Genomic DNA, 21,695 nt, shown 5'->3' on the forward strand with positions numbered 1-21,695 from the left:
CGCCCTACTTCTCGGTTCGCGGCTTCGCGCTGCTGCTACAGGAAACTTGAGCCGCTACTGCGCGGGAATCTCGCCGAACTGGTGCTGCCGGATGTGTTCGAGGTGCTCGGTCATGAGCTTCTCGGTCAACGAGGCGTCACCCTTGACCATGGCGTTCAGGATCCCTCGGTGCTCCTTCGCCGCGGCCGCCAACAGTCCCTGCTCGGCCAAATCCCTCAGGCCGAACAACCGCGTTTGATCGCGCAGGTTCCCGACGATGGTGTTCAGGTACGGGTTGCCCAATAGCTCCAGCAGACCGAGGTGAAACTTCCGGTCGGATTCGAGAAACCCGACGTAATCGCCGGCAGCCTCGAGCGCGATGATCGAATCGACCATTGCCTGGAAGTGCGCCTTGCGGCCCTTTACCAGCTTGGCCGCCGCGACCTGCCCCATGGCGGGGACTTCGAGCATCAGTCGCAGCTGATGGATGTGATCGCGGTCGGCGTCCGACAGCGGGATCACCCGGAATCCTCGGTTGCGGATAGGCTCCATCAGTCCTTGCTCGACCAATGCGAGCATTGCCTCGCGAACCGGGCTGTTCGATACGCCCAGGGTCGCCGCGATCCCGGCTGCAGAGTAAATCTCCCCAGGGGCGATCTCACCGGTGACCATCCGCTGCCGGATGACAGCCAACGCCTGATCCCGCAGGCTCGTCCGTTCGAGTTGCTCAGTCCTGACCACTCGCGCCCTCTCAACCCGTCACATGCTACCTATTACCGCTCATTGTAGGCCGGACAGATCGGCGTGCCTTCCCAGAGAAGGGGCGTTTCGACCGATTCGGTCACACATTTCCTTGCGATGCGGTGCAGCGACGGTAGATCGGGTCGGGTCTTCACGCGGAAGCGTCTCATCGCCTGCTGCGGGTGTCGGCACGCGTGCTCGACGATGACTTTGGTCTTGCGCCGCTGAGCCAGGGATTCCGAACTAGCGGATTTTCCGCCTACTGCTGGCCGGGCGATCCTTCAACCGCGGCCGCCGCCCGATTAGGGAGATTCGTGCCTGAGCGATTTTCGGCAACAGTCGATGGGTGATCGGTTCCACGTCGGCCGGCGCCGAGCTCTCCGGCATCGCCCTACGGCCACGCTCGGTATTGGTCCGACGCTCGTGCGAATGAGTGGGCGACGGGTGATCAGCCCGCACCCTCGCCGGAATACGGCGAACAGATCGCTGTCACGGCTCAGATCCAGACTGGTCCCGGGTGTTGAGTTACCGTGCAGCAGCAGCTGCACCGACTACTTCAGTGCGAGCGCCGATTCTCACGATTGCTGCGCGGCGACAAGTATTGTCCAGCCGGCAGGGGGATATGTTGCCTGGATTTCTCTGTCCACGCCGATGATTCGCAGTGTTCCGCAGTCGAGAAGGTGCGCGGTCGAATAGCCGCGAAAGGTGTCGATTCCACAGCGGTGCTGTATGCGAAGGTCCATCATCGGTCTCCCTCGGCGGGCTGGCAAGGATATGAGATGGGTGGCTGCCGTCATCGCGGACGAGGCAGGCGAGTGGGGAAGGTCCCCTTCCGGAATCTGTCGGGTAAGGCGATTCCAGAAGGGGACCTTTTGGTCGTGTGAACGCCGAACGGTGATCCCGTGCGTGGCGTACTCACGAGGTGTGACGCCGCAGGTGGGCGGCGGGGTGGATCAGACCTCGGCGGTCAGAGCCAGCTCGACATCCTTGATGACCTGGGCGCGGTCCTCGTCGCTGAGGGGGTTGCGCGGCGGCCGGGTCGGTCCGCCGTAGTGACCGGCCACCTTCTGCGCGAGCTTGATTGCCTGCACGAAGGTGTGCTTGGTGTCCCAGAAGAACGCCGGCTGCAGCAGGGCGTAGAGCTTGCGGGCTTCCTCGATCTGCCCGGTGGTTCCGAGTTCGTAGATCTTCGAGCACGCCTTGGGCAGGGCGTTGGAGAAGCCGCCGATCCAGCCGACCGCACCGAGCAACGTCGCCTCGAGCACGTTGTCGTCGGCGCCGGACAGCACGTCGAGCTGGGGGGCAATACGCTGGATGGCCGTGATCCGACGGATGTCGCCGGAGAATTCCTTCACCGCAACAACATTGTCGATTTCTGCAAGCCGCCCGAGCAGCTCCGCGGTCAGATCCACTCGGGTGTCGTACGGGTTGTTGTAGGCCACGATCGGCAGGCCCACCCGCGAAATCGCCTGGTAGTGGTCGACGACCTCTTCGTCGCTGGCCCGGTAGGAGTTCGGCGGCAACGCCAGCACCGCGTGCGCACCGGCCTGCTGAGCCTGCTCGGTCCAGCGCCGCGACTCCGCCGAACCGTAGGCACCGACACCCGGAACAACGTTGAAGCCCTCCGGTGCCGCCTCCACGGCCAGCTCGACCACCCGGGCACGTTCCTCGGCGGTCAGGACCTGGTACTCACCGAGCGAACCGTTCGGGGTGACACCGTGAGCGCCGTTCTCGGCCAGGAACCGGACGTGATCCTGGAAACGGTCGTAATCGATTGACAGATCGTCCTTGAACGGCAGGGTGGCCGCGACGACGATTCCGTGCCATGGCTTGGCGGTCATGAAAGAGCCTCTTCTCTGGTGGGGCGATTACCGAAATCGTATCACCGGTAACCGGTAACATTCTACCTATTGTGAGCGGGAAATTCGAGAATCTTCGAGCTGCTCCCCCGGGGCTCGCCGGCTGCTGGGTGGCCCGAGAGCCCCGGGGGCAACGTGATCAGTGCAGGGTGACCCAGATCGTCTTCAGTTCGCTGTACTGATCGAACGCCTCGACTCCCTTGTCGTGTCCACCGAACCCGGACAGACCGAAGCCGCCGAACGGTGTCGAGATGTCGCCTTCGCTGAATCCGTTGACGGCCACCGTGCCGGCCCGCACGGATCGCGCGACCCGCAGCGCCACGTTGATGTCTCGGGTCCACACGTTGGCCGCGAGACCGTAGACGGTGTCGTTGGCGAGGGCGATCGCCTCGTCCTCGGACTCGAAGCCGAGGACGGCAACCACGGGGCCGAAGACCTCCTCCCGGACCACGGCGGCGGAAGGTTCGACCTCGTCGATGACCGCCGGGGAGACGAAGAATCCACCGGTTTCGTCCAGGATGCGCTCGCCCCCGAAGACCTTCGCTCCGGCGGACTTCGCGTCCTCGACGTACCGCAGCACCCGCTCGCGCGCGGAAGCCTCGATCAGGGGGCCGATCTCGGTCTCGCGATCGAGCGGATCGCCCACCTTGCGGGATGCGGCCAGGTCCGCGATCAGCTTGACGAAGTCGTCCTTGATCGAGTTGTGGACCAGGATGCGTGATCCGGCGGAGCAGTTCTGCCCACCGTTCCAGAACGCGGCGCCGGCGAGATCCTCGGCGACCGACTGCAGTTCGTCGCGCATATCCGCGAACACGATCTGGGGGCTCTTGCCGCCCATTTCGAGGGCGACCTGCTTGAGGTTGCTGTCGGCGGCGTACTTGAGGAACATCCGCCCGACCTCGGTCGAGCCGGTGAAGGTGACGACGTCGACGTCCCCATGGAGGCCGAGGGCTTTGCCCGCGATGTGGCCGAGTCCCGGTACGACGTTGAACACACCATCAGGGATACCGGCCTCGGTGGCGAGCTCGGCGTACCGGAGGGCGCTGAGCGGAGACAGCTCGGCAGGCTTGACCACGATCGAGTTACCGGCTGCCAGTGCCGGACCGATCTTCCACGACAGGGTGTTCGAGGGGAAGTTCCACGGCACGACGACACCGACGACGCCGGCGGGTTCACGCACGATAAACCCCAGGTTGTCGGCACCGGTCGGCGAGACCTTGCCGAAGACCTTGTCGATCGCCTCGGCGTACCAGCGGATGGTGAGCACCACATCCGGAATGTCGAGCTGCTCGCAGTCGGTGATCGGCTTGCCCGCGTCGATCGAGTCGATCAGGGCGAGCTCGGTCGTGTTCTGCTCGATCAGGTCGGCGAACTTCAGCAGGACGGCCTTGCGTTCGGCAGGTGCGATCTTGCTCCACGCGCCACCGTCGAACGCACGGCGCGCCGCGGCGACGGCGGTATCCACGTCCGCCTCGGAGGCCGCTGCCACCTTGTTCAGGACCTGACCGGTGGCCGGCGAGAGGTTGTCGAAGGTGGCACCGCCTTCGGCGTCGACGAACGTGCCGTCGATGTACGCCTGGGTGCGCACCGTTGCCGGGAGTGTCGTGGTCATGAATCGCTCTCCAATCGGCAGCGTGCTGCCAGCGGGGGTTGTTGTGAATCGGGCTCATGTCGAGCATCAGTCGAGTTCGGTTGTCCGAGTCGGAGAATCACCGACCGTGTCGGTTCCGCCGCAGGTGTCGGCGAGTCGCGTCGTCGGTGTAGCCGTTCCACCCGACCTCGCGAGCACCACGATCGCGACCACAAGGGTCACCGCGGACAAGCCCGTCCCGACCGCGACGAGATTGACCGGCGTCCCCCACCCGGCGAGGCCGAGGGACCGAGGCTGAATCCGGCAGCGAAGGTCGAGAACGAACCCAACGTGCGATCCACCTGCCGCGTGCACCCGTGCGCCTTCAGGTATTCCGAGTCTTGTTGGTCCACTACAGGATCACCTTCGCGAACGCGGTTTCGGCCTGCCTTCGATCACACCCATAACGTACCGTGTAATCGGTAATATTCTACCTTGGCGCAGGGGGGTGGTGTCAACAGCCACCTGCCGACGGATCACCGTCAGCCCCGCAGTCAGATCACCGTCAGTGTGGCGCGGCGGGGGGTGCCGGCCGCCCAGTCGCCCTTGATGTGCTCGAAATGCTTGTACATCAGCGCGCCGGTCTTGTCGGCGTCGCCGGCGACAATGGCGTCGAGAATCGGTTCGTGCTCTTCCGCCGAGGCGGTCAGGTCGCCACGCTCGGACATCTCCTTCAGCCCGAACAGTCGGGTCTGATCCCGCAGACCGTCCACCATGGCAACGAGTCGCTCGTTACCCAGGAACCCGAGGAGTCCCAGGTGGAATCGACGATCCGCGTCGAGGTAGGCAATCAGGTCACCTTCTCGCGCGGCAACGACGATTTCATGGGCGATGCCCAGGTACTCGTCGTAGTGATCCTTCATGCTCGAGATTTCCGCGACCTTCTGGGTCGCGGGAATCTCGAGCATCACACGCAGTTCATAGATCTCGCGGCGATCCGCGTCGCCGAGGGGCACCACGCGGAAGCCGCGATTGCGTACCGCTTCCATCAAACCCTGGTTGACCAGGGTGAGCATGGCCTCTCGGACGGGACTCGCGGAGACGCCGAGTTCGGCAGCCAATGCTGTTGCCGAGTAGATGCCACCGGGCTCGAGTTCTCCCGAGACCATGCCTTCGCGGATCACCGCCAGTGCCTGGTCGCGCAAACTCGCACGCTTGAGACTCGACGTGGGTGTGATCATCACGGACCTCCAAGATCGACGACGAAGCTGGAAGGCACTCCACCGGACCATCCGAAGCTACTGTGCAATGTAACACACTACGTTGCACCGAGTCTTTGCGGAAGCCCTGCGGCGCGGGTACTGCTCGGCGGTCAGCCGAACAGTTCGCGCAGGTGCGGGTTGAGGAAGATCCCCTTGGGGTCGAATTCCCTACGGATTGACTGGAACTCGTCGTACATGGGATACAAGGCTTCGACACGGTCGCGGGTGAGGAAGTGGATCTTTCCCCAGTGCGGGCGAGCGTCGAACCGCTGCAGTTCGCGATCGAGTTCGCGCAGGAACGGCTCGTAGACCGTCCCGACCTGACCCGATACCGATACCGACATCGTGTCGCGCCGGTAGTGCGCAGACAGGTAGCCCTCGTCGGCTCTCTGCCAGCGGACCTGCACCGGCGAGATCTGGTCGGGGTGTTTGCGCAGCATCAAGTTCCGTACGACGTCGAGTGCTTCGACGCCGCGGTCGGCGGGGACCATGTACTCGAGTTCGTGGAACCGGGCCTCGGTGGTGGCGTCCGGGTAGATCAGGTGCGCGCGGCCGGTGCGCTGACCGGGTTCGGCGTGGACGTCCTCGGCGTCGGCGGGCAACTGCCCGAGCAGTTTGACGACGCAGTGATCCTGAGGAACGGTCCCGAGGTCGTACATGGCGGACGATTCCGCGGTCGGCATCCACCAGAACGAGAAGTGGCGGTAGTCGCCGAGGAATCGGCCCCAGTTCTCCTGCACCTCGGCGAACGGGAGGACCGCGTTGCGTTCACGGAGCTTGTATGCGGGCAGCGTTTCGATCCCGATGTCGAGGAAGACTCCGAGCATGCCGAGCGAGACTTGCGCTGCGCGCAGCCGCTCGGTGTCGCTCTCGGAGATCTCGACGATCTGGCCCGTGCCGTCGACGAGGCGGACCGTGCGGACCATCGCGGACAGGCTGCCGTACGCGGGCCCGGAGCCCTTCGTGCCCGTTGCGATGGCGCCGGCAAGCGCCTGAGCGTCGATGTCGCCCTGGTTCGCCAGCGACAGTCCCGCATCCCACAGGGGTGCTCCGATGTCACACAGCCGCGTTCCGGCGCGCACGTTCGCACGCCGGTTGGCGGAGTCCGTTCCGGTCACCCCGGAGAGGGATTCGAGACTCATCAGGGTGTGATCGGTCTGCACGATCGGCGTGAAGGAATGGCCACTACCGGCTACCCGGACCCCGGTGCCGTTGTGCGCCGCCTGGCGCACAGTGTGCGCGACGTCGTCGTCGGTAGTGGGCTTAGCGAAGGAGCTGAAGGCGAAGCTCTGGTTTCCACCCCAGTTGGACCACTTCTTGTCGTCCGCCTCGTCGGCGGTGACGAAGTCCTGCGCGGGGAGGTCGCCGGAAACGATCGAGGTGGGAGTGTGCTCGGGCATGGTCGTCCTTTCCCGACATGGGGCTGTCGGTACGGCAGTCGTAACGTGGCGATGCGCCTGGATGCGGTGCCGTGGCGCCGAGACGGCGTCCGGCGAAGAACCGCCTAGTAAGATGTTACAGGTAATGTACTATATTGCGGTGACCTGAACCACACCTCCCGGCGCACCAGGACCCGGAACCCCTGTTCCGCGCCGCAGCGGATCGCTGATCGAAGCCGGTTGCGGCATCGATCGTTCACCCCCACCACCCGCGAGAACCGTTGCCGCCCGGAGACGGCAGGTGTACAGTAGTCGATTACCGATTACATTCTATATCGGGTACGAGTGCTGCGTAGTCGCCGCTACATCGCGTGGAGGAGCTTCACCATGAAGATCGTGGGAATCGACGTCTTTGGATACGAGCTGGGATACGCCCACGGCGAGTACGTCATGTCGGGTAATCGGGCCGCCGTGACCGAGGACGGCACCCTGGTTCGCATTCGGACCGACGAGGGGCTCGATGGGTGGGGGGAGATCACCACGCTCGGCACCACTTATCTTCCTACCTTTCCTCGCGGCATCCGGGCTGCTCTCGCGGAACTCGGCCCCGGACTGATCGGGCTGGACCCGACGAATGTTCGTAACGTCTACCAGGTGATGGACTCGGCCCTGATGGGACAGGGATTCGCCAAGAGTGCCATCGACATCGCTTGTTGGGACCTGCTCGGAAAGTCCACGGAACAGCCGATCTCGGCGCTGCTCGGTGGTGTGCTCAACAGCGACTTTCCGCTCTACGAGGCAGTCCCGCTCGGCAGCCCCGAGTCCATGGCCGACTTCATCAGCGCACGCCGGGCCGAAGGCATCAACCGGTTCCAGCTCAAGGTCGGCAACAATCCGCACGAGGACACGGTCCGGGCCCGGGCCTGTGTCGAGGCCGGCGACCGGGACACCGTCATCGTCGCCGACTCCAACGGTGGATGGAACATTTCGGATGCGAAGATCGCCCTCAAAGGCATGGCGGACCTGCCGATTTTCGTCGAACAGCCCTGCCGCACCACCACCGACTGTATCCTCGCCCACCGCGGATCGGATGTGCCACTCGTGCTCGACGAGTCGATCATCGACTCCACCGAGGTCTTCCGGGCCAAGAACGACGCCAACGCGGTCTCGATCAACCTCAAGTTCGGAAAGCTGGGCGGACTGACCAACGTCGCCCGCATGCGCGACCTCGTCCAGGAACTGAACATGCTCGTCTCCGTCGAAGACATGTGGGGTGGGGATGTCATCACCGCCGCCACCAGCCATGTCGCGGCGACCACCCGTCCTGAGAGCCTGCTGATGACTCCGTTCTTCAACGACTGGACCGATGGCCACGTCGCCGGACACCAGCCGCGCTCGGTCAAGGGGCGCGGTTCGGCCCCCACCGGTCCCGGCCTCGGTATCACCGTCGACGTCGAAGCGCTCGGCGCGCCATTGTTCGTCGTCGGAAACTGAAACTCAGGTTCGACACCACGATCAAATCGGGGGAGGCGAGATGAAGGAGTTCGTCGAAATCCTCGATCGCCGCCGCACCACGACCATCCACGGTCGCGGTGCTATCTCCGAGCACGTCTCGGCGCCGGCCGGTCTCCCTCCCCCATTGGCGGTGCGGGCGACGAATCGTCGGGACGATCACTGCTGCAGCGAAACTGGCGAGACGACGAATTCACCGTGGTCGACCCTGAAGCCACCGGCCTCATCTCCTGAGGCGATGTGCACCATCCCCACCGGTCCCGGCCGGTCCGCGACCGTCGCATGCGTTTCGCAGAGTCGGTGCACGACCTCGTCACCGTCACTTGATCCGTGCCGGGAGATTCGATCCGGATCCACGGCATCCGAACTCGGGATCTGGAGGCGACACCTCCACTGGCGACCCGTGTCCAGGTACGAAGTCGTGCAAGTGCGGTCCCCGGGTCGAATGGACCCTGCTCCGCCCCGCATTCCAACTCTCTCATCGCACCGTCGCACGCCCCATCGTCGATACAGCTCCACTCGCGATGCCGCTGCTCGATGTCGCCGTCGAACCGGACTGCGTGGTGCCGCCCGAGAAGTCAGCGACTGCGCTCAACCTCCCGATCCACACCCCCACCACGCCCTCGATGATGCCCTTACCACGGCGGGGCTGTTCATCGCCCTCGCCGGCGATCTCGCGAACGACCATGCCGCAGGCGGCGGCGATCCCGTGACCACAGGATCACTCCTCACGCCCTCCACATCGCGCTGACTCCGACACCACGGACCACGCACCCTGGTCACCACGAAAGGAAACCCCATGACCATGATCGCGGGCACCGACCCCCGAACCGGCGACGCCCTCCCCCCGGTCGCCGCATCCACCACTGCCGACCAGGTCGATGCACTCGCTCGCGCGGCCGACGACGCTGCGGCCGCGTTCGCGGCGCTCAGCCGCGACACCCGCGCCGAGATACTCGATCAGATCGCCGACGAGGTCGAGCGCCGCCGCGCCGAACTGATCGAGACCGCCTCGCGGGAGACCGGATTCGGCGAGGCAAAGCTCGGGGGCGAGCTGACCCGCACCGCCTTCCAGTTCCGGTTCTTCGCCGACGTGCTCCGTGAAGGCAGCTATCTCGAAGCGACCATCGACCCCGCCGCCGAGACCCCCATGGGACCCCGCCCGGACCTGCGCCGGATCCTCACCTCGATCGGCGCCGTTGCGGTGTTCGGCGCCAGCAATTTCCCGTTCGCCTTCTCGGTGCTCGGCGGCGACACCGCCTCCTCGTTGGCGGCGGGATCACCGGTGATCGTCAAGGCGCACGGATCACACCCCGCCACCTCCCAGCTGTCGTACGAGATCCTGAAATCGGTGCTCGATGCCAGTGCGGCACCCGACGGTGTCATCGGGATCGTCTTCGGCACCCAAGGCGGCGCACGACTGGTCGCTCACCCCGCGATCAAGGCGGTCGGGTTCACCGGATCGCTGTCGGGCGGCAAGGCGCTGCTCGACATCATCGGCGGCCGTGAGGAGCCGATCCCGTTTTACGGCGAACTCAGCAGCCTCAACCCGGTCATCGTCACACCGGGTGCGGCATCCGAACGCGGCGCCGAGATCGGGACCGGCCTGGTCACCTCGTTCACCGTCGGGTCCGGACAGCTGTGCACGAAGCCCGGGTTCGTGTTGGTGCCCATCGGCGACGCCGGTGATCGCCTGATCGAGTCCGCACGGGATGCGCTGGCAGCCGCGAAGGGCCACGTCCTGCTCAACGAACGCATCTTCACCACCTACACCGAAGAAACCTCCGCCCTCGACGATCGGGCCGACCTTCGAGCGTTGAAGGCCCCCGGCGACTCCGGCACCGGATTCGCCGTGACTCCCATGCTCTTCGAGACCACCCTCGACGAACTCGACCACACGATCGTCCACGAGGTGTTCGGGCCCGTGGCGGTCATCGCCCGATACAACCCGGAAAAGACGCAGGAGGCGGCGGCCCAGGTCTTCGACACATTCCCGTCCTCGCTGACCGCAACATTGCATGTGACCGATGACGAAAGCACTCTCGTCGCCGCCCTCACGACACTCGCCGCGACCCGCGCAGGCCGCATCGTCTTCGACGGATTCCCCACCGGCGTGGCCGTGTCCTGGGCCCAGACCCACGGCGGACCGTGGCCGTCGACGAACTCGCTGCACACCTCCGTCGGGGCCACCGCGATCCGCCGATTCGTCCGCCCGATCACCTACCAGAACGCACCCGAAGCAGTTCTCCCCGAGGAACTCCGGGACAGCTACACCGGCATCCCACGCCGCATCGACGGTGAGCTCCGCGGCGCGGTGCGCTAGGTCGTCGGCGCGCGCGGGACAGCCGAACGTCCCGCGCGTGGTTTGCCTCAACCCGCACAGCAACGTCCCCGAATCCGGGCCCCTCTCTGGCACCGCGATACCGGTGTTGTCGAGGCGGATCGTCCCCCGACTTCGGATGCTGGATCGTGAGCGCGGGTACTGACACCTCGGTGGGTGGTATATTCCGTGTGAAGCCACCCCATCGAGGTGGGGCTGGAAGTGAGCCACAGGACAACTCGCCGGACGACGAGGCCTGTGGCTCGCGTCGTTTCCGGATCAAATCTGTCGCAGGTCGACCGCACCCGCGAGTTTCGCCAGGTAGCTGGGATTCCCGACCCGGGATTGGACCACCGCACCACACACGATGTCCGCGCCCCAGAGCGCCGGCTCGACCATGCCGACGGCGTGATTCACCCGCAGCGATGACGTGATCACCTTCTGCGCTCGGAACTTCTGCAGGATGTCGACGTCGCTGGCATCGAGGTGGCTGCGGGATTCGAGTGTGATGTGACTGCAGGGCATCTCGGCCAGGTTGGGGAGCAGATACTCCAGGCACTTTCTGCGGTGGCGCCGGTCGGAGACCGCGGCTTCGGTGTGAATGACGACGAGACCTGCCAGTGGGAGGGCTGCGACTGCCTCGATGAGATCGTGCCGACGGTCGGTGCTGCTGCCGTGCCAATGGACCTTCTTCTCCGTCGTGAGCCGTAGCGCTTCCATCGTTTTGCGGATTTCCGGGACGTCGTCCTCGTCGCACAACGCCGCCGCGATCAGGTACGTGTCGGGATCGCGGTCGGGCTGCGATCCGCTCTCATCGCCCCAGGCAGTCAGCATGAGTGAAGAGTCTAGGGAGCCGCTGCGACACCGATCACCGGAGTCTGGTCAAGTTCCGGTTCAGGGCGATCTCTGTGCCACCCGGCCCGGTCGGTGGTGGGGTGTAGCGCGTTGACGCCGTCGCCGGTTCGTCCCGTTGCCGCTCTGCGCGGCGGTCGTGCCTGCGACCAGCACTGTCTTGAGCTCGCGTACCCGCAGGCCCGACAACTCGTCGAACCAGTGCGTCCGCACCCCGCCCAAGCGGAGTGCGTCCACGGTGTCCGGTTCGTCGTCGACGAACGCCGACAACCATTTCTCCACGGCCCGGCAGTGGCCGGCCTTGACCTCGACCGCCGACCGGACATCATTGCGGGAGCGGCACAACAGCGCGCGACCGGGCGGAAATCCGTTCCCCCCGAGCCACATCCGGGTCTGGTCCGCGCAGGAGAGGGGCCGGGTCGTGGAATACACCACCACGAACCCCAGACCGGCTACCGCCTCCGCTAGATCTCGGCCCGGTTCGATGACCGCCGCCTGCCCGACATGGTCGAAGAACCGCTGCCACGCCTGTCGGCGGCTCCCTTCCGAGTCGCCGGTCAGGAGGTGGGTGAATGCCGACAGGTCCGCCAGGCCGCCGTCGATGTCGAACATCACCACCCGCTCGCTGCCGCTCACCTGCCCGACCCTAGCCACCTGGCCCGGCGGAGGTCCCGGCGCCACGCCCACCCGCGCGGATTCTGGGGTAGCCCCATCCCGTGGTCACTAGATGTAATTCCTGGGGACGTTGTGAACGCCGACGCGGTCGATGGGTGAGTTGCCGCCGATCCCGGTATGGGGTCGGTGGTGATTGTAGTCATGCAGCCAGGCTTGGTAGGTCGATGAGCGGGCCTCGTCGCTGAGGTAGGTCTCTGCGTACGCCCACTCCGCGGCGAGGGTCCGGTTGAATCGTTCGACTTTGCCGTTGGTCTGGGGTCGGTACGGCCGGGTTCGCTTGTGCGCAATGTCCGGGCCGAGTGCATCAGCGAAAGCTTTTGAACGGTAACAGGATCCATTGTCGGTCAACACCCGTGTGACGGTGATGTGGTGGGCCGCGAAGAAGTCGTTCGCTCGGGACCAGAACCCGGAAGCGGTCTCCTTCCTCTCATCGCACAGAATTTCCGAGTACACGAGCCGCGAATGATCGTCGACGGCGTGATGCAGATACGAGTAGCCCACTCCGGAGCGGTTGCGACGTCCGGCGGCGCGGCCGAGTTTGCGGTGGCCACCGCCGTCCGGGATGCGGCCGAGCTTCTTGATGTCGACGTGGACCAGGTCGCCCGGTGCGTCGTGCTCGTAGCGGTGCGCCGGCGGCCGGCGGACCGGCAGACCGGTGGCCTGGTCGAGGTGAGCCAGCTTCGGCATCCGGTACCGGCGCAGGACCGCTTCGACGGTCGAGCGGGCCACGCGCAGGTGGTGGGCGATGCGGTGTGGTCCCCAGCGGCGGGTGAATCGCACCTTGATGATCCGTCGTTCGGTGTGGGTCGGGGTCTGGTGTGGGCAGTGACGTGGTCGACTCGAGTGATCGTCCATTGCGGTCTCGCCGCCGTCGCGGTAGCGGTCGACCCATTTCTTGACCGTCGCTGGCGAGCACTAGAACCGCTCCGCTACCCGGCGTAGCGACCAGCCGTCTTCGAGGACCAGTCGCGCGAGTGTGGAACGTCCCCGTGGAGTCAGGAAGGCATTACGGTGTGTCATGAGGGCCTCTCGGTAGCGGCGTGTGTGTGGTAACCACACCGATACCGGAGGTCCTCACCTATTTCTGTTCGCCACGGGGGCTGTTGCGTTTTGACTGGTGACAATCCTGAGGACCGCTAACAGACGCTCCCACATCGACGGAGAGTGGTTTGAGGGATCAAATCACCCTCCGCCGATTGGGCAAAAACACTCAACTTCGAGCGCCACTGCGATTTTGAAACGGCCCCCACGCCGTTCACAACCTGCCTGGGTGCCTCTCTGTTTGTCAAGCAGCTCTGTCGGATTGATTTGTATGTGGTCGAAGATGCCGATTTTCGTCGGCCAGCATGATGCGCCAGACGTGATCGGACAGGTGACGTTTGAGGGCGCGCCTGGCCGCTGCCGGCTTCTTGCCCTCGGCGATCTTCTTGTCGTAATAGTTGCGCCCGGCGCTGGCGGGCATCCGAATCTGAACCACCGCGACGGTGTAGAGCGCGCTGTTGAGCTGCCGGTCCCCGTAGCGGGACAGGCGGTGACGGTCGGTGTCGGCGCTGGCGATCTGCACCGGTGCCGAGCCGTTGTAGTTCGCAAAGGCCGCCGCGGTCGGGAACCGGTCGGGCCGGCCGGTGCGGCCGATCAGCCGGGCCGCGGTCACCGCACCGATCCCGTCGACCTCGCGCAGGCGGGTGCCGTGCTCGTCGAGCGTTTGGGCCATCTGCTTCTCGTTCGCCGCGAGCTGGTCGTCGAGACGGCGGACGTCCGCGATCAACTCCCGACACAGCCCGACCCGCATCCGATCGACAGCGCTCTTGGCGCGGAAGCCCCGCAACAAGGCTGCCGCCGCAGCAGCGGTCAGCGAGGTCGGAGCACCACCGGCAAGCAGCTGCCGAAGTAGCGCGTGAAGCTGATTCATGATCCGAGTTCTACTGCTCGACATATTATTTCGTCGCTCATCGAGCAGTCCGAGAATCTCGGCCGAGCCCTCCGGATCGACCGGACGGGCGTCGCCTTGCATTGCGGCTACGCACGCCGCCGCGGCTGCGTCGATGCGGTCGTTCTTGCGGCGGCCGCCGCGGGAGAGTTCCCGCACGCGGGCAGTGGCGGTCGTGGGGACATCGAGGACGACCTCCCCGAGTGCCAGGAGCCACTGCGCGAGGTGATGTCCGAGACCGTAGGCGTTCTCGACCGCCCAGGTGCGCTGCGGCCAGGTCTTGGCCCAGGCGATCAGTGTCTTGTAGCCGGTTAGGGTGGAGTCGATGCGGATCGACCCGAGGTCGGTGTTGGTGCCGGGGTCGACCGCGGTCGCGGTGTGGCTGGACTTGTGGGGATCGATGCCGATGACGATCATGGAAGACGGTTCCCTTCTCTGCCAGGGGTTGGGTATCCGCGGAGGACAATCCGACTTCAAGTAACCTCTCACAGCAGCTTGGGGTCACGCCTCTCTCCAGTCACTCCGCGAACGCAGACCGGAAGGGTTCGACACACCCAGGCAGGGTCAACCCGACGATCCGGGCGACAGGAACTACACGAGTCAGCCCTTCCGGTCTGCTACGGAACGCTACGGGTAGCTGACCCGATCACGACCGCTGACACCCATACAAGTCGGAACTACAACTAGAGAGCCGTAGAGAACGCAACACCCCTGTCAACGCACCACTCCTCGCAAGCGCCTGTTCCGAGGGGTGCGCAGTCCACGAGGAAGGTACGTCGTGTCGATGCCCGTCGAGATTCGTGAGCGCCGAGCCGGGCTGTCGCTCTGTGCCGGCTCTCCCGAGACATGGGCGATCGCCCACCATGGGCATGGGGGCATGGTGGTCTTCCATGTGATGGACGCGCGGGCATCTTGCCCGTATGAGACCGTCCCTGATCCGTCAGGAGCCGGGGACGAAGACGCTCCCTGCACCGCAACACGATGCACCACCGATCCACGCAGGTATCCGAACAGCGCACCCAGCACCACCACCCACAAGAGGTGACATACCGATAAACAGCACCGATAAGAACACCGATTACGACGAGCTCACCGAGTGGGCCGAGCTCACCGAGTGGGCCGAGCCCTGCACGAGAGCCCGGCGCCGGCTGCCCGTCCCTGGTGCAAGACGCGGGCATCAGCGGCGCCTCCCCCAAACGGCATGTCCGACTTCCACTGCCACTGCCGCTGAGCAACAAGCTCGGCGAACTCGCGCAGCGCCAGCACCGCAAACCCAGCGAACTCATTCACGAGCCGGGCGAGGAATACCGCCGCGAACCTTCCGGCTGAAACACCCGGGTGAGCCTTTCCTGCGCTCACAAAGCAACGTGCGGAAACGCCGCGTCGGATTACGTCGCACAATCGAAGGACGGGGAAGCAGAAATCCTGCGGGAGGTGACCATGCGTCGGGAGGAACCGGCACCGGTACCCGTGGCCGCACCGATTCGGTGGTGGCGGCTTGGCCCGTGGAGCCGCAACCACCTGATGCGTCCCAGCGACCGCGTCGAGGCCACCCTCATGCTGCTCACCGCCACTGTGGTTCTGCTGCTGATCCCCGTCGCCGCCTTCGGCACCGCGACCCATACCCGGCTCGAACAGCAAACCCAGACGCTGCGCGCCGGCATGCACCAGGTATCCGCGGTCCTGCTCGAGGACACCTACCTCGCCCCCGACATTCCCGAGTACGCGATTCGACCCGCCGGCACCCAGAACACCGCCCGAGCCCGCTGGACCACACCCCACGGGGAACACACCGGAGCCGTCCCCACCGACACCCCGGCAAAGGCCGGGCAGACCATCACCATCAGCGTCGACGCCGACGGCAACCTCACCGGCCCCATCCCCGACAGCCAGGAAAACACCGCCCTCGCGGTGACCGCCGCCTGCGGCCTCTGGGCCCTCACCGCCGGCACCATCCTGCTGATTGCAGCCCTCGCACACCGACTGTTTCACCGAAACCGGCTGCGGCGCTGGGCACACGAATGGAAACAGTTCGACAGACCACCGAGATAGCCTCGCGCGACGGATTGCGCACTCCAGCCCCCTGCCGAGCAAACCGACAATGTCACCCGGCGGCCATCGTGCCAGCGCGATGGCCGAGCGCCGCTGCGTTCGAAGCACCAGCGGGACGACGTGTCATCTCGACCCGAACACTGCGCGGATCAGGTCGGGACCCGCGGCGACCGTGCGAGGCTGCCCAGCTCGTCGAGAACCTCATCGACGGCGGCGGTCGGGAGACGAACATCATCGCCCTCCGACGCCCGGAGACGATCACGAACGAAGGCGAGCATCGTGAGTTCACGCTCGAGGTCGGCTGCAGTCCGGTCGCTCACGACTCTCATCCTGCCCGAGCGAGCCGCCATCAGAATCGTGCCACCCTCGACGACATCGAGACGGCCGCTGGCCGCGCAGCATGCGCGACCACATGCCTCACTGACGGGGACATGCCCTCTCCGCTGGTCAACAGAGCAGCCGCCAGGGCACGACCGCTCGCCGCATCGCGCACCCCGCCGCCGCCCGGATCACCGTCGCCATCTCAAACGGTCGGCGCACACCCAGCCGGCCACATCGTCACTGACGACACCGACACCGTCCGGCACCGTGCCGGTCAGCGGAAGATCGTCCACACCGCAGCAGCGGCGAGCGCTACCACGACCACAACCATCACCACCGTGACGAGGGGTTCATGATCGGCGAGAAAGTGCTGCATGAGACGAAGTCTCCCAGCCCCCGGCTCCCGTCAGAGCAAGCTCGCAAACGCGAGCACCGACACGGCCACTGACCGCATGAACGACCGGGATGCCCCAGACAACGACAAACCAGCATTGGGGCAACGGGCCCCGGCTCGTGCCCAGGGCTGTCGTCACACGCGGCCGAAGAGCTGCCGCACACGACCGCCCTCATCGACCGCATACAGCGCCATCCCCAACAAATCCAGAATCCGCTGAGGTGCCCGCACCGCAGCCTCCACCGAAAGAGGCTCGTCCCGAACGACCAACGCAAACGACACCGACTGATCTGCCTCACTCGGCATCCGCCGAACGAGCTGCCCGATCGCGGTATCGACATCCAATCCCGGCGCGGTCGACGCAGCCTTGATCTCGACGTAGAGCCTCTGGCCGTCCTTCTCGGCAACGATCTCGACGAAATCCGCCTCGGTACGGACCGTCCACCCCTGAGACGACAACCACCCCGCGAAAGCCCGGGCCACGCGGGCCTCATCATCTCTCATGCCGGACACGGTAAGCCTGAAACGTCAGTTCCGAACAACACCACAGCGCACGACACATTCCGGTGCAGCTGTACCACGACTCACGCATACCCCAACAGATCGTGCGGTGAGATCGCCGTAACCCCTTCAGGACCTCAGCCGGTCATTCATGTAATCGACTCACTGCTAGCGCAATTCGTGTGCAGTGTGCTTGGCGCCGCCCAGAACCGGCCACGAAGCGGCCGCCGCCGATCATTCTCCCCGGTGCCGGCCGGGTGCCCGCACGGCCGAACCCGGGCCCGGATTCGGGGCGGAGCGAAAGGAGCCCGGATCGATGGTCAGGTCTTCAGTGTCGGCAAAGACCAGCCGCCCATCGTCGAGCGCGACCGCCCACCGATGCACCGGCGCCCACTCGTGCCCACCACCGCCCGGGTCGGTCACCGCCCCATAGTCCTCGACCACCGCACCGGTGAGATCGGCCCCGGCGCTCCTGCGGACCAGCACCCGGACACCGACCGTCAGTTCCGGGCCATCGACCGGCCGGTTGCCGCTGTTTCGGGCCATGCTGATGCACCTCTTCGCTCGGTGAAACTCCCGAGATCGAGCATAGGCACCGCCCGGCCCGTTACGCGACCCGACCTGCACGAACACCACCCACGATCAGAAACGCCCCCGACGCAGTCGCCTGTCATGGGGCCGGGGGTGGCCACCCGGGTACAGCAACCCACACTCAGTGGCGCGACAGAAGCAGTGCAACATCGTCCCCCATTCCCTGCGCTCGCCATTGTCATGAACGCCCTGTCCTTACTCGACTCTCGTCACTCGCGGCTGCACGAGCTCGGTTTCATCGATTTCCTCTACGCCTGACAACCTCTAGCGAATTCAAAGGCGCTGCACACACAACTCCGCACCGCCGGCCACCGACACCGCGGCCGGGGCCGGGCCGCGACACCACGCGTGACCGCCCCCTGCACGCCCGACACCCCACCGTGGGCATTTGTTCCGTGTTCGGCGTTCGGTATTGACCGAACACCGAACACCTGTAAGGATGGGACCGGTGAACGGACGGCGCCAGAGGCGCGCGGGTGCGGGCATCGAGGTCTCCGTGGTCGATGCCTTCGCGCAGTTGGACATTCAGGCCCGCCCGCCCGTGACCGCATCCGGGAGCCGCGCCGACCTGGTCGTGGACCCGGACGGCGTGGCAGTGCCGATCCGACTGGAGTTCCGCACGTTAGTCACCGACGACGTCGCCGAGCGACTGCTCACCGACATTGCGCCCCCGACCACCTCGGCCGCGTCCACACCGTTGCTCGTCGTGGCCGACCGGGTGACCGACGCAGCGCGCACCGTGCTCATCCGCCACCACGGCGGCTACCTCGACCTGCGTGGCCGACTCGCACTGCGCACCGGCCGCCTGGTGATCGACGCCGACGTGGCGCCGGTCAAGGAACGCGCCGCACGGTCCGAGGCGCTCGCCGGCAAGGCCGGACTCGAGGTCGCCACCGCCATCCTGCGCCGCCCCGAACGAGCCGGCACGGTGCGCGGGCTGGCGCGCGAGGTCGGCCGCTCCCCCAGCACGGTCTCGGAGATCCTCGCCGCCCTGCGACGAGACGGCCTCCTCGACGCGAACAACACCCTGATCGGCACCGACCTGTTCTGGCAGGTCGCCGACCGGTGGACGAGCCGGCGTGTTCACCTGGCCCGGCCCCCGACACCGGGCGATACCAGTCTGCAACGCACACTCCGGCTCGGTCTCGACGCGCTCGACGGGCCCGGGTGGGCACTGACCGACTCCGCTGCCGCCGCCGCCTACGGTGCACCCCTCGCATACCGTGAAGGTCAATCCCTCGACTTCTTCGTCCCCGACCCCTCGACCCTCCGGCGCGCGAGCACCCTGCTCGGCACCGCGGAGTCCGCCCGGCACGCGCACGCCACCGTGCGGGTCGCCCCGGTTCCCGCGGCCGTCCAGCCCCGGATCGACCTGGACACCAACCCACTCGAATGGCCGCTCACGCATCCGCTCTTCGTTGCCCTCGATCTCGCCGAAGACCTCGGGCGGGGCCGGGAAATCCTCGATGCCTGGACACCCGGCGATCGGTGGACCCGTGTCTGGTAACCACGTCACCTTCGTCGGCGATGCCATGGCCGCCGTCGCCGCCGGTGTCATCGAGGTTCGTACACTCATCGGCCAGGCACCTGTCATCGTCGGCGGCCTCGCCGTGCTGTCACGGTTGTCGAACCCCTACCGCGCCACCGTCGATCTCGACCTCGTCGACCGACTTCTCGGCGACCTCCCCCAACTCGAGGTCCTGCGCGCCGCCGACGGCGCCGAACCGGTCGAGCCGGCGGCCGTCCTGCTGCCCACCCGATACGGAGCAGTCAAGGTCGACGTGCTCGAAGTCCGGCAGGTCGAACTCGACCACCCCAGCGACGACCCCGGAGACCGCCTTCACGCCTCGGCACACGCCTGGGCCAACGACACCGCAACCGACATGACCATCGAGGTGATCCGCACCAACGGTGACCGCGTCGCGGTCACCACCCCGGTCGCCGAGCCCGGGCCGCTGATCGCAATGAAACTCCAAGCGGTGATGAATCGCTCGGCGGACAAGCAGGGCACCGACCTGCTCGACATCGTGCACCTGATGCTCGACGAGAGCACCCGCCCGGCGGCACTGGCCCAGATTCGCTCCGTCGACGCCGCCACCGCGCAGGACATCGCTCTCCACGTCGATCTGTGGTTCACCCGCAAACGCCCACAATCGCTTCAACGGATCCATGCAGTCGGCGGCCGCGACATCACCACCGACGACCTCGACCTGGTCGCCGAACTGTTGACCGACGCGACACAACGCTAGCGCCGCCACGTCAAGCTGAGAGACGAAATCAACGCTGGTCGCGATGTGGTGTGGTGCAGACCGGCCGCCCCGGAGCCAGGGGTCGAATCATCGACCAGGTCCCGATCCGGGTCCACCGCCCGCACGCTGCCCAGCGGCTTGCCGTCCACCGGATCGGGCGCCCGCCCGGTCTCGGTACCGATGCCGCCTGGGCGCGCGTCGCACCCAGGACCAACCCACCGGCCGCGCGGCGTGGTTCTTTTCAGCAACCGCCGTTCGGCCCCGATCGCTCACTCCGCCACAGCACGCCACTCGTCTGTGCGCTCAGGCGTTGCCTGCGCCAGTGCCTGCAACGTCGCTTCTCGATCAAAATCCTTGGCGTAGATCGGGGTTCCCGGCTGCTGCCGCCAGGAATCTTCGACGGTGCCGGCGTCGACGGGGTCAAAGCCGAGTTGATTGATCAGATCGAACACCACCTGCTTCTTCAGTGCGTCGTCGCCGGCGACGGGGAGCGCGATCCGGCCGCTCGACCCTTCCGGTAGGCCCTTCTCGAGAAGGTGCTTCCACCAGATTCCGTTGAATGCCTTGAACACCGGCACTCCGAGGTGTTCTTGCACCCATTCACTTTCTACCTGACCGTCTTCGATGGCGGCGATCAATCCGTCTCGCTGCTGCGGGTAGTAGTTGTTGGTCTCGATCACCGGAGCTCCATCGGCAGCGCCTGCGAGGATGTCGGAGGGAAGGTCCACGACGTTCTTCTGCGGGATGCTCACGATCACCAGGTCTGCACCCTCGGCGGCTTCGGTGTTCAGTGCCGCCTTTGCGCCGGTCTCCGCCTCGAGGTCTGCGAGGGTGTCGGGTGTCCGAGAGTTCGACACGCGCACATCATGACCGAGCGCAGTCAGCCTCCGTGTCAGCGTGCCACCGATCTGACCAGCTCCGATGATTCCAATGCGAATATTTCTTGTACCCCTTCGCCGTAGTGCCGCGATACTTCACGCCTACTGCATGCGTCAACAACGGACACCGTCGGATAGTTCCGCGTGAACGCATTCCGCTCGATAAGATGCAAATACTTGACAGTTCGGCTCAGAATGCCGATGTCCCGCTGCGTCGCCACCATCTGGTCCAGCTCCCCGGGCCGAGTCACGCTCCTGTGCGCGGTCATCGTAGGTGGCCGCTGGCCGGGTAGCCGGCCGACTTCGACGCGGGGGTCCGTACTGATGCCGGCCTCCGGGTCCAACAGGTCGGCGGCGCATTCGGGCTCACGTTGTACACCAAAAGCGTTCCCTCCCCTTGTCGATCACACCCCCAGATATGACGAAGCGTGAGAGGCATGAGTGTCCCAAATGACGGCCTGCCACGCTCGGACACCCAGCCACACCTTTCCCTGGGGTCACACGGGGACACCCGCATGCGGCTACATCCGGATGAGCACATCAAGTCGGACTGGCGGGGGGCGTGATCAAACGCCGCGGCGCAACGCGGCCTGGATGGCGGCGGTGCCACCGATTCCGCCGACGAGGACA

General features: G+C 65.8%; 17 protein-coding genes and 1 pseudogene. 5 read left to right on the top strand and 13 right to left on the bottom strand.

The window, feature by feature from the left end:
- Positions 1-54: 54 nt before the first annotated feature.
- The 5 genes from ACFU5V_RS34015 to ACFU5V_RS34035 form a co-directional block, all read right to left on the bottom strand.
- Positions 55-720 carry a GntR family transcriptional regulator gene (locus tag ACFU5V_RS34015; protein WP_378704589.1) on the bottom strand — a complete coding sequence of 222 codons (666 nt, stop codon included), beginning with the start codon at positions 718-720 and terminating at the stop codon, positions 55-57.
- 953 nt (positions 721-1,673) lie between these two features.
- Entirely contained in the window at positions 1,674-2,561 is an 888-nt protein-coding gene (locus ACFU5V_RS34020) for a dihydrodipicolinate synthase family protein (protein WP_378704592.1), read from the bottom strand.
- Positions 2,562-2,718: 157 nt separating this feature from the next.
- A complete protein-coding gene (locus tag ACFU5V_RS34025) occupies positions 2,719-4,191 on the bottom strand; it encodes an aldehyde dehydrogenase family protein (protein ID WP_378704594.1) in 1,473 nt (490 codons plus the stop codon).
- A 512-nt stretch (positions 4,192-4,703) separates the two neighbouring features.
- Positions 4,704-5,390 (bottom strand): GntR family transcriptional regulator, encoded by a 687-nt coding sequence (locus tag ACFU5V_RS34030; protein WP_378704597.1) that lies wholly within the window; start codon positions 5,388-5,390, stop codon positions 4,704-4,706.
- 131 nt (positions 5,391-5,521) lie between these two features.
- Complete coding sequence (locus ACFU5V_RS34035) at positions 5,522-6,811, bottom strand: D-arabinono-1,4-lactone oxidase (protein ID WP_378704600.1); 1,290 nt, start codon at positions 6,809-6,811, stop codon at positions 5,522-5,524.
- A gap of 366 nt (positions 6,812-7,177) precedes the next feature.
- On the opposite strand from ACFU5V_RS34035, the gene ACFU5V_RS34040 reads away from it, so the two are divergent.
- Together ACFU5V_RS34040 and ACFU5V_RS34045 are read left to right on the top strand one after the other, a co-directional pair.
- A complete protein-coding gene (locus ACFU5V_RS34040) occupies positions 7,178-8,284 on the top strand; it encodes a mandelate racemase/muconate lactonizing enzyme family protein (RefSeq protein ID WP_378704602.1) in 1,107 nt (368 codons plus the stop codon).
- Positions 8,285-9,101: 817 nt separating this feature from the next.
- The gene (locus tag ACFU5V_RS34045) at positions 9,102-10,625 is read left to right on the top strand and encodes an aldehyde dehydrogenase (NADP(+)) (RefSeq protein ID WP_378704604.1); all 1,524 of its coding nucleotides are present in this window, start codon (positions 9,102-9,104) and stop codon (positions 10,623-10,625) included.
- A gap of 276 nt (positions 10,626-10,901) precedes the next feature.
- Here ACFU5V_RS34045 and ACFU5V_RS34050 read toward each other — a convergent pair whose 3' ends face one another.
- From ACFU5V_RS34050 to ACFU5V_RS34065, 4 genes and pseudogenes are all read right to left on the bottom strand, one after another.
- Positions 10,902-11,456 (bottom strand): hypothetical protein, encoded by a 555-nt coding sequence (locus ACFU5V_RS34050; protein ID WP_378704606.1) that lies wholly within the window; start codon positions 11,454-11,456, stop codon positions 10,902-10,904.
- Positions 11,457-11,516: 60 nt separating this feature from the next.
- Positions 11,517-12,110 carry a hypothetical protein gene (locus ACFU5V_RS34055; protein ID WP_378704608.1) on the bottom strand — a complete coding sequence of 198 codons (594 nt, stop codon included), beginning with the start codon at positions 12,108-12,110 and terminating at the stop codon, positions 11,517-11,519.
- Between the two features lie 87 nt (positions 12,111-12,197).
- Positions 12,198-13,169: pseudogene (locus tag ACFU5V_RS34060) on the bottom strand (IS481 family transposase).
- A 265-nt stretch (positions 13,170-13,434) separates the two neighbouring features.
- Positions 13,435-14,496 (bottom strand): IS110 family transposase, encoded by a 1,062-nt coding sequence (locus tag ACFU5V_RS34065; RefSeq protein ID WP_378704611.1) that lies wholly within the window; start codon positions 14,494-14,496, stop codon positions 13,435-13,437.
- 1,023 nt (positions 14,497-15,519) lie between these two features.
- On the opposite strand from ACFU5V_RS34065, the gene ACFU5V_RS34070 reads away from it, so the two are divergent.
- A complete protein-coding gene (locus ACFU5V_RS34070; protein ID WP_378704733.1) occupies positions 15,520-16,131 on the top strand; it encodes a hypothetical protein in 612 nt (203 codons plus the stop codon).
- A 149-nt stretch (positions 16,132-16,280) separates the two neighbouring features.
- Here the strand turns inward: ACFU5V_RS34070 and ACFU5V_RS34075 are convergent, their stop codons facing one another.
- The 3 genes from ACFU5V_RS34075 to ACFU5V_RS34085 form a co-directional block, all read right to left on the bottom strand.
- Positions 16,281-16,451, bottom strand: coding sequence for a hypothetical protein (locus ACFU5V_RS34075; RefSeq protein ID WP_378704613.1), 171 nt, complete (start codon positions 16,449-16,451; stop codon positions 16,281-16,283).
- Between the two features lie 530 nt (positions 16,452-16,981).
- On the bottom strand, positions 16,982-17,329 hold the full coding sequence (locus ACFU5V_RS34080) for a hypothetical protein (protein WP_378704616.1): 348 nt from the start codon (positions 17,327-17,329) through the stop codon (positions 16,982-16,984).
- Between the two features lie 252 nt (positions 17,330-17,581).
- Positions 17,582-17,893: a hypothetical protein gene (locus ACFU5V_RS34085; RefSeq protein WP_378704618.1), complete on the bottom strand. Its 312-nt coding sequence runs from the start codon at positions 17,891-17,893 to the stop codon at positions 17,582-17,584.
- Between the two features lie 484 nt (positions 17,894-18,377).
- Between ACFU5V_RS34085 and ACFU5V_RS34090 the strand changes: the two genes are divergently transcribed.
- Positions 18,378-19,445 (top strand): winged helix-turn-helix domain-containing protein, encoded by a 1,068-nt coding sequence (locus ACFU5V_RS34090; RefSeq protein WP_378704619.1) that lies wholly within the window; start codon positions 18,378-18,380, stop codon positions 19,443-19,445.
- A complete protein-coding gene (locus tag ACFU5V_RS34095) occupies positions 19,435-20,187 on the top strand; it encodes a nucleotidyl transferase AbiEii/AbiGii toxin family protein (RefSeq protein WP_378704621.1) in 753 nt (250 codons plus the stop codon). Before ACFU5V_RS34090 ends, ACFU5V_RS34095 begins: the two co-directional genes overlap by 11 nt.
- 269 nt (positions 20,188-20,456) lie before the next feature.
- Here ACFU5V_RS34095 and ACFU5V_RS34100 read toward each other — a convergent pair whose 3' ends face one another.
- Positions 20,457-21,125 carry an NADPH-dependent F420 reductase gene (locus ACFU5V_RS34100; protein ID WP_378704735.1) on the bottom strand — a complete coding sequence of 223 codons (669 nt, stop codon included), beginning with the start codon at positions 21,123-21,125 and terminating at the stop codon, positions 20,457-20,459.
- Between the last annotated feature and the right edge of the window lie 570 nt (positions 21,126-21,695).

Origin of the sequence: Rhodococcus sp. NPDC057529 (assembly GCF_042802055.1) — a bacterium.
Classification (GTDB): Bacteria; Actinomycetota; Actinomycetes; order Mycobacteriales; family Mycobacteriaceae; genus Rhodococcus_F.

What these genes read in the sequence shown, in the direction of transcription:
- ACFU5V_RS34035 (WP_378704600.1), bottom strand. Translation starts at nt 6,811, where the DNA reads ATGCCCGAGCACACTCCCACCTCGATCGTTTCCGGCGACCTCCCCGCG.
- ACFU5V_RS34085 (WP_378704618.1), bottom strand. Translation starts at nt 17,893, where the DNA reads ATGGCCCGAAACAGCGGCAACCGGCCGGTCGATGGCCCGGAACTGACG.
- ACFU5V_RS34020 (WP_378704592.1), bottom strand. Translation starts at nt 2,561, where the DNA reads ATGACCGCCAAGCCATGGCACGGAATCGTCGTCGCGGCCACCCTGCCG.
- ACFU5V_RS34070 (WP_378704733.1), top strand. Translation starts at nt 15,520, where the DNA reads ATGCGTCGGGAGGAACCGGCACCGGTACCCGTGGCCGCACCGATTCGG.
- ACFU5V_RS34050 (WP_378704606.1), bottom strand. Translation starts at nt 11,456, where the DNA reads ATGCTGACTGCCTGGGGCGATGAGAGCGGATCGCAGCCCGACCGCGAT.
- ACFU5V_RS34045 (WP_378704604.1), top strand. Translation starts at nt 9,102, where the DNA reads ATGACCATGATCGCGGGCACCGACCCCCGAACCGGCGACGCCCTCCCC.
- ACFU5V_RS34090 (WP_378704619.1), top strand. Translation starts at nt 18,378, where the DNA reads ATGGGACCGGTGAACGGACGGCGCCAGAGGCGCGCGGGTGCGGGCATC.
- ACFU5V_RS34030 (WP_378704597.1), bottom strand. Translation starts at nt 5,390, where the DNA reads ATGATCACACCCACGTCGAGTCTCAAGCGTGCGAGTTTGCGCGACCAG.
- ACFU5V_RS34025 (WP_378704594.1), bottom strand. Translation starts at nt 4,191, where the DNA reads ATGACCACGACACTCCCGGCAACGGTGCGCACCCAGGCGTACATCGAC.
- ACFU5V_RS34065 (WP_378704611.1), bottom strand. Translation starts at nt 14,496, where the DNA reads ATGATCGTCATCGGCATCGATCCCCACAAGTCCAGCCACACCGCGACC.
- ACFU5V_RS34040 (WP_378704602.1), top strand. Translation starts at nt 7,178, where the DNA reads ATGAAGATCGTGGGAATCGACGTCTTTGGATACGAGCTGGGATACGCC.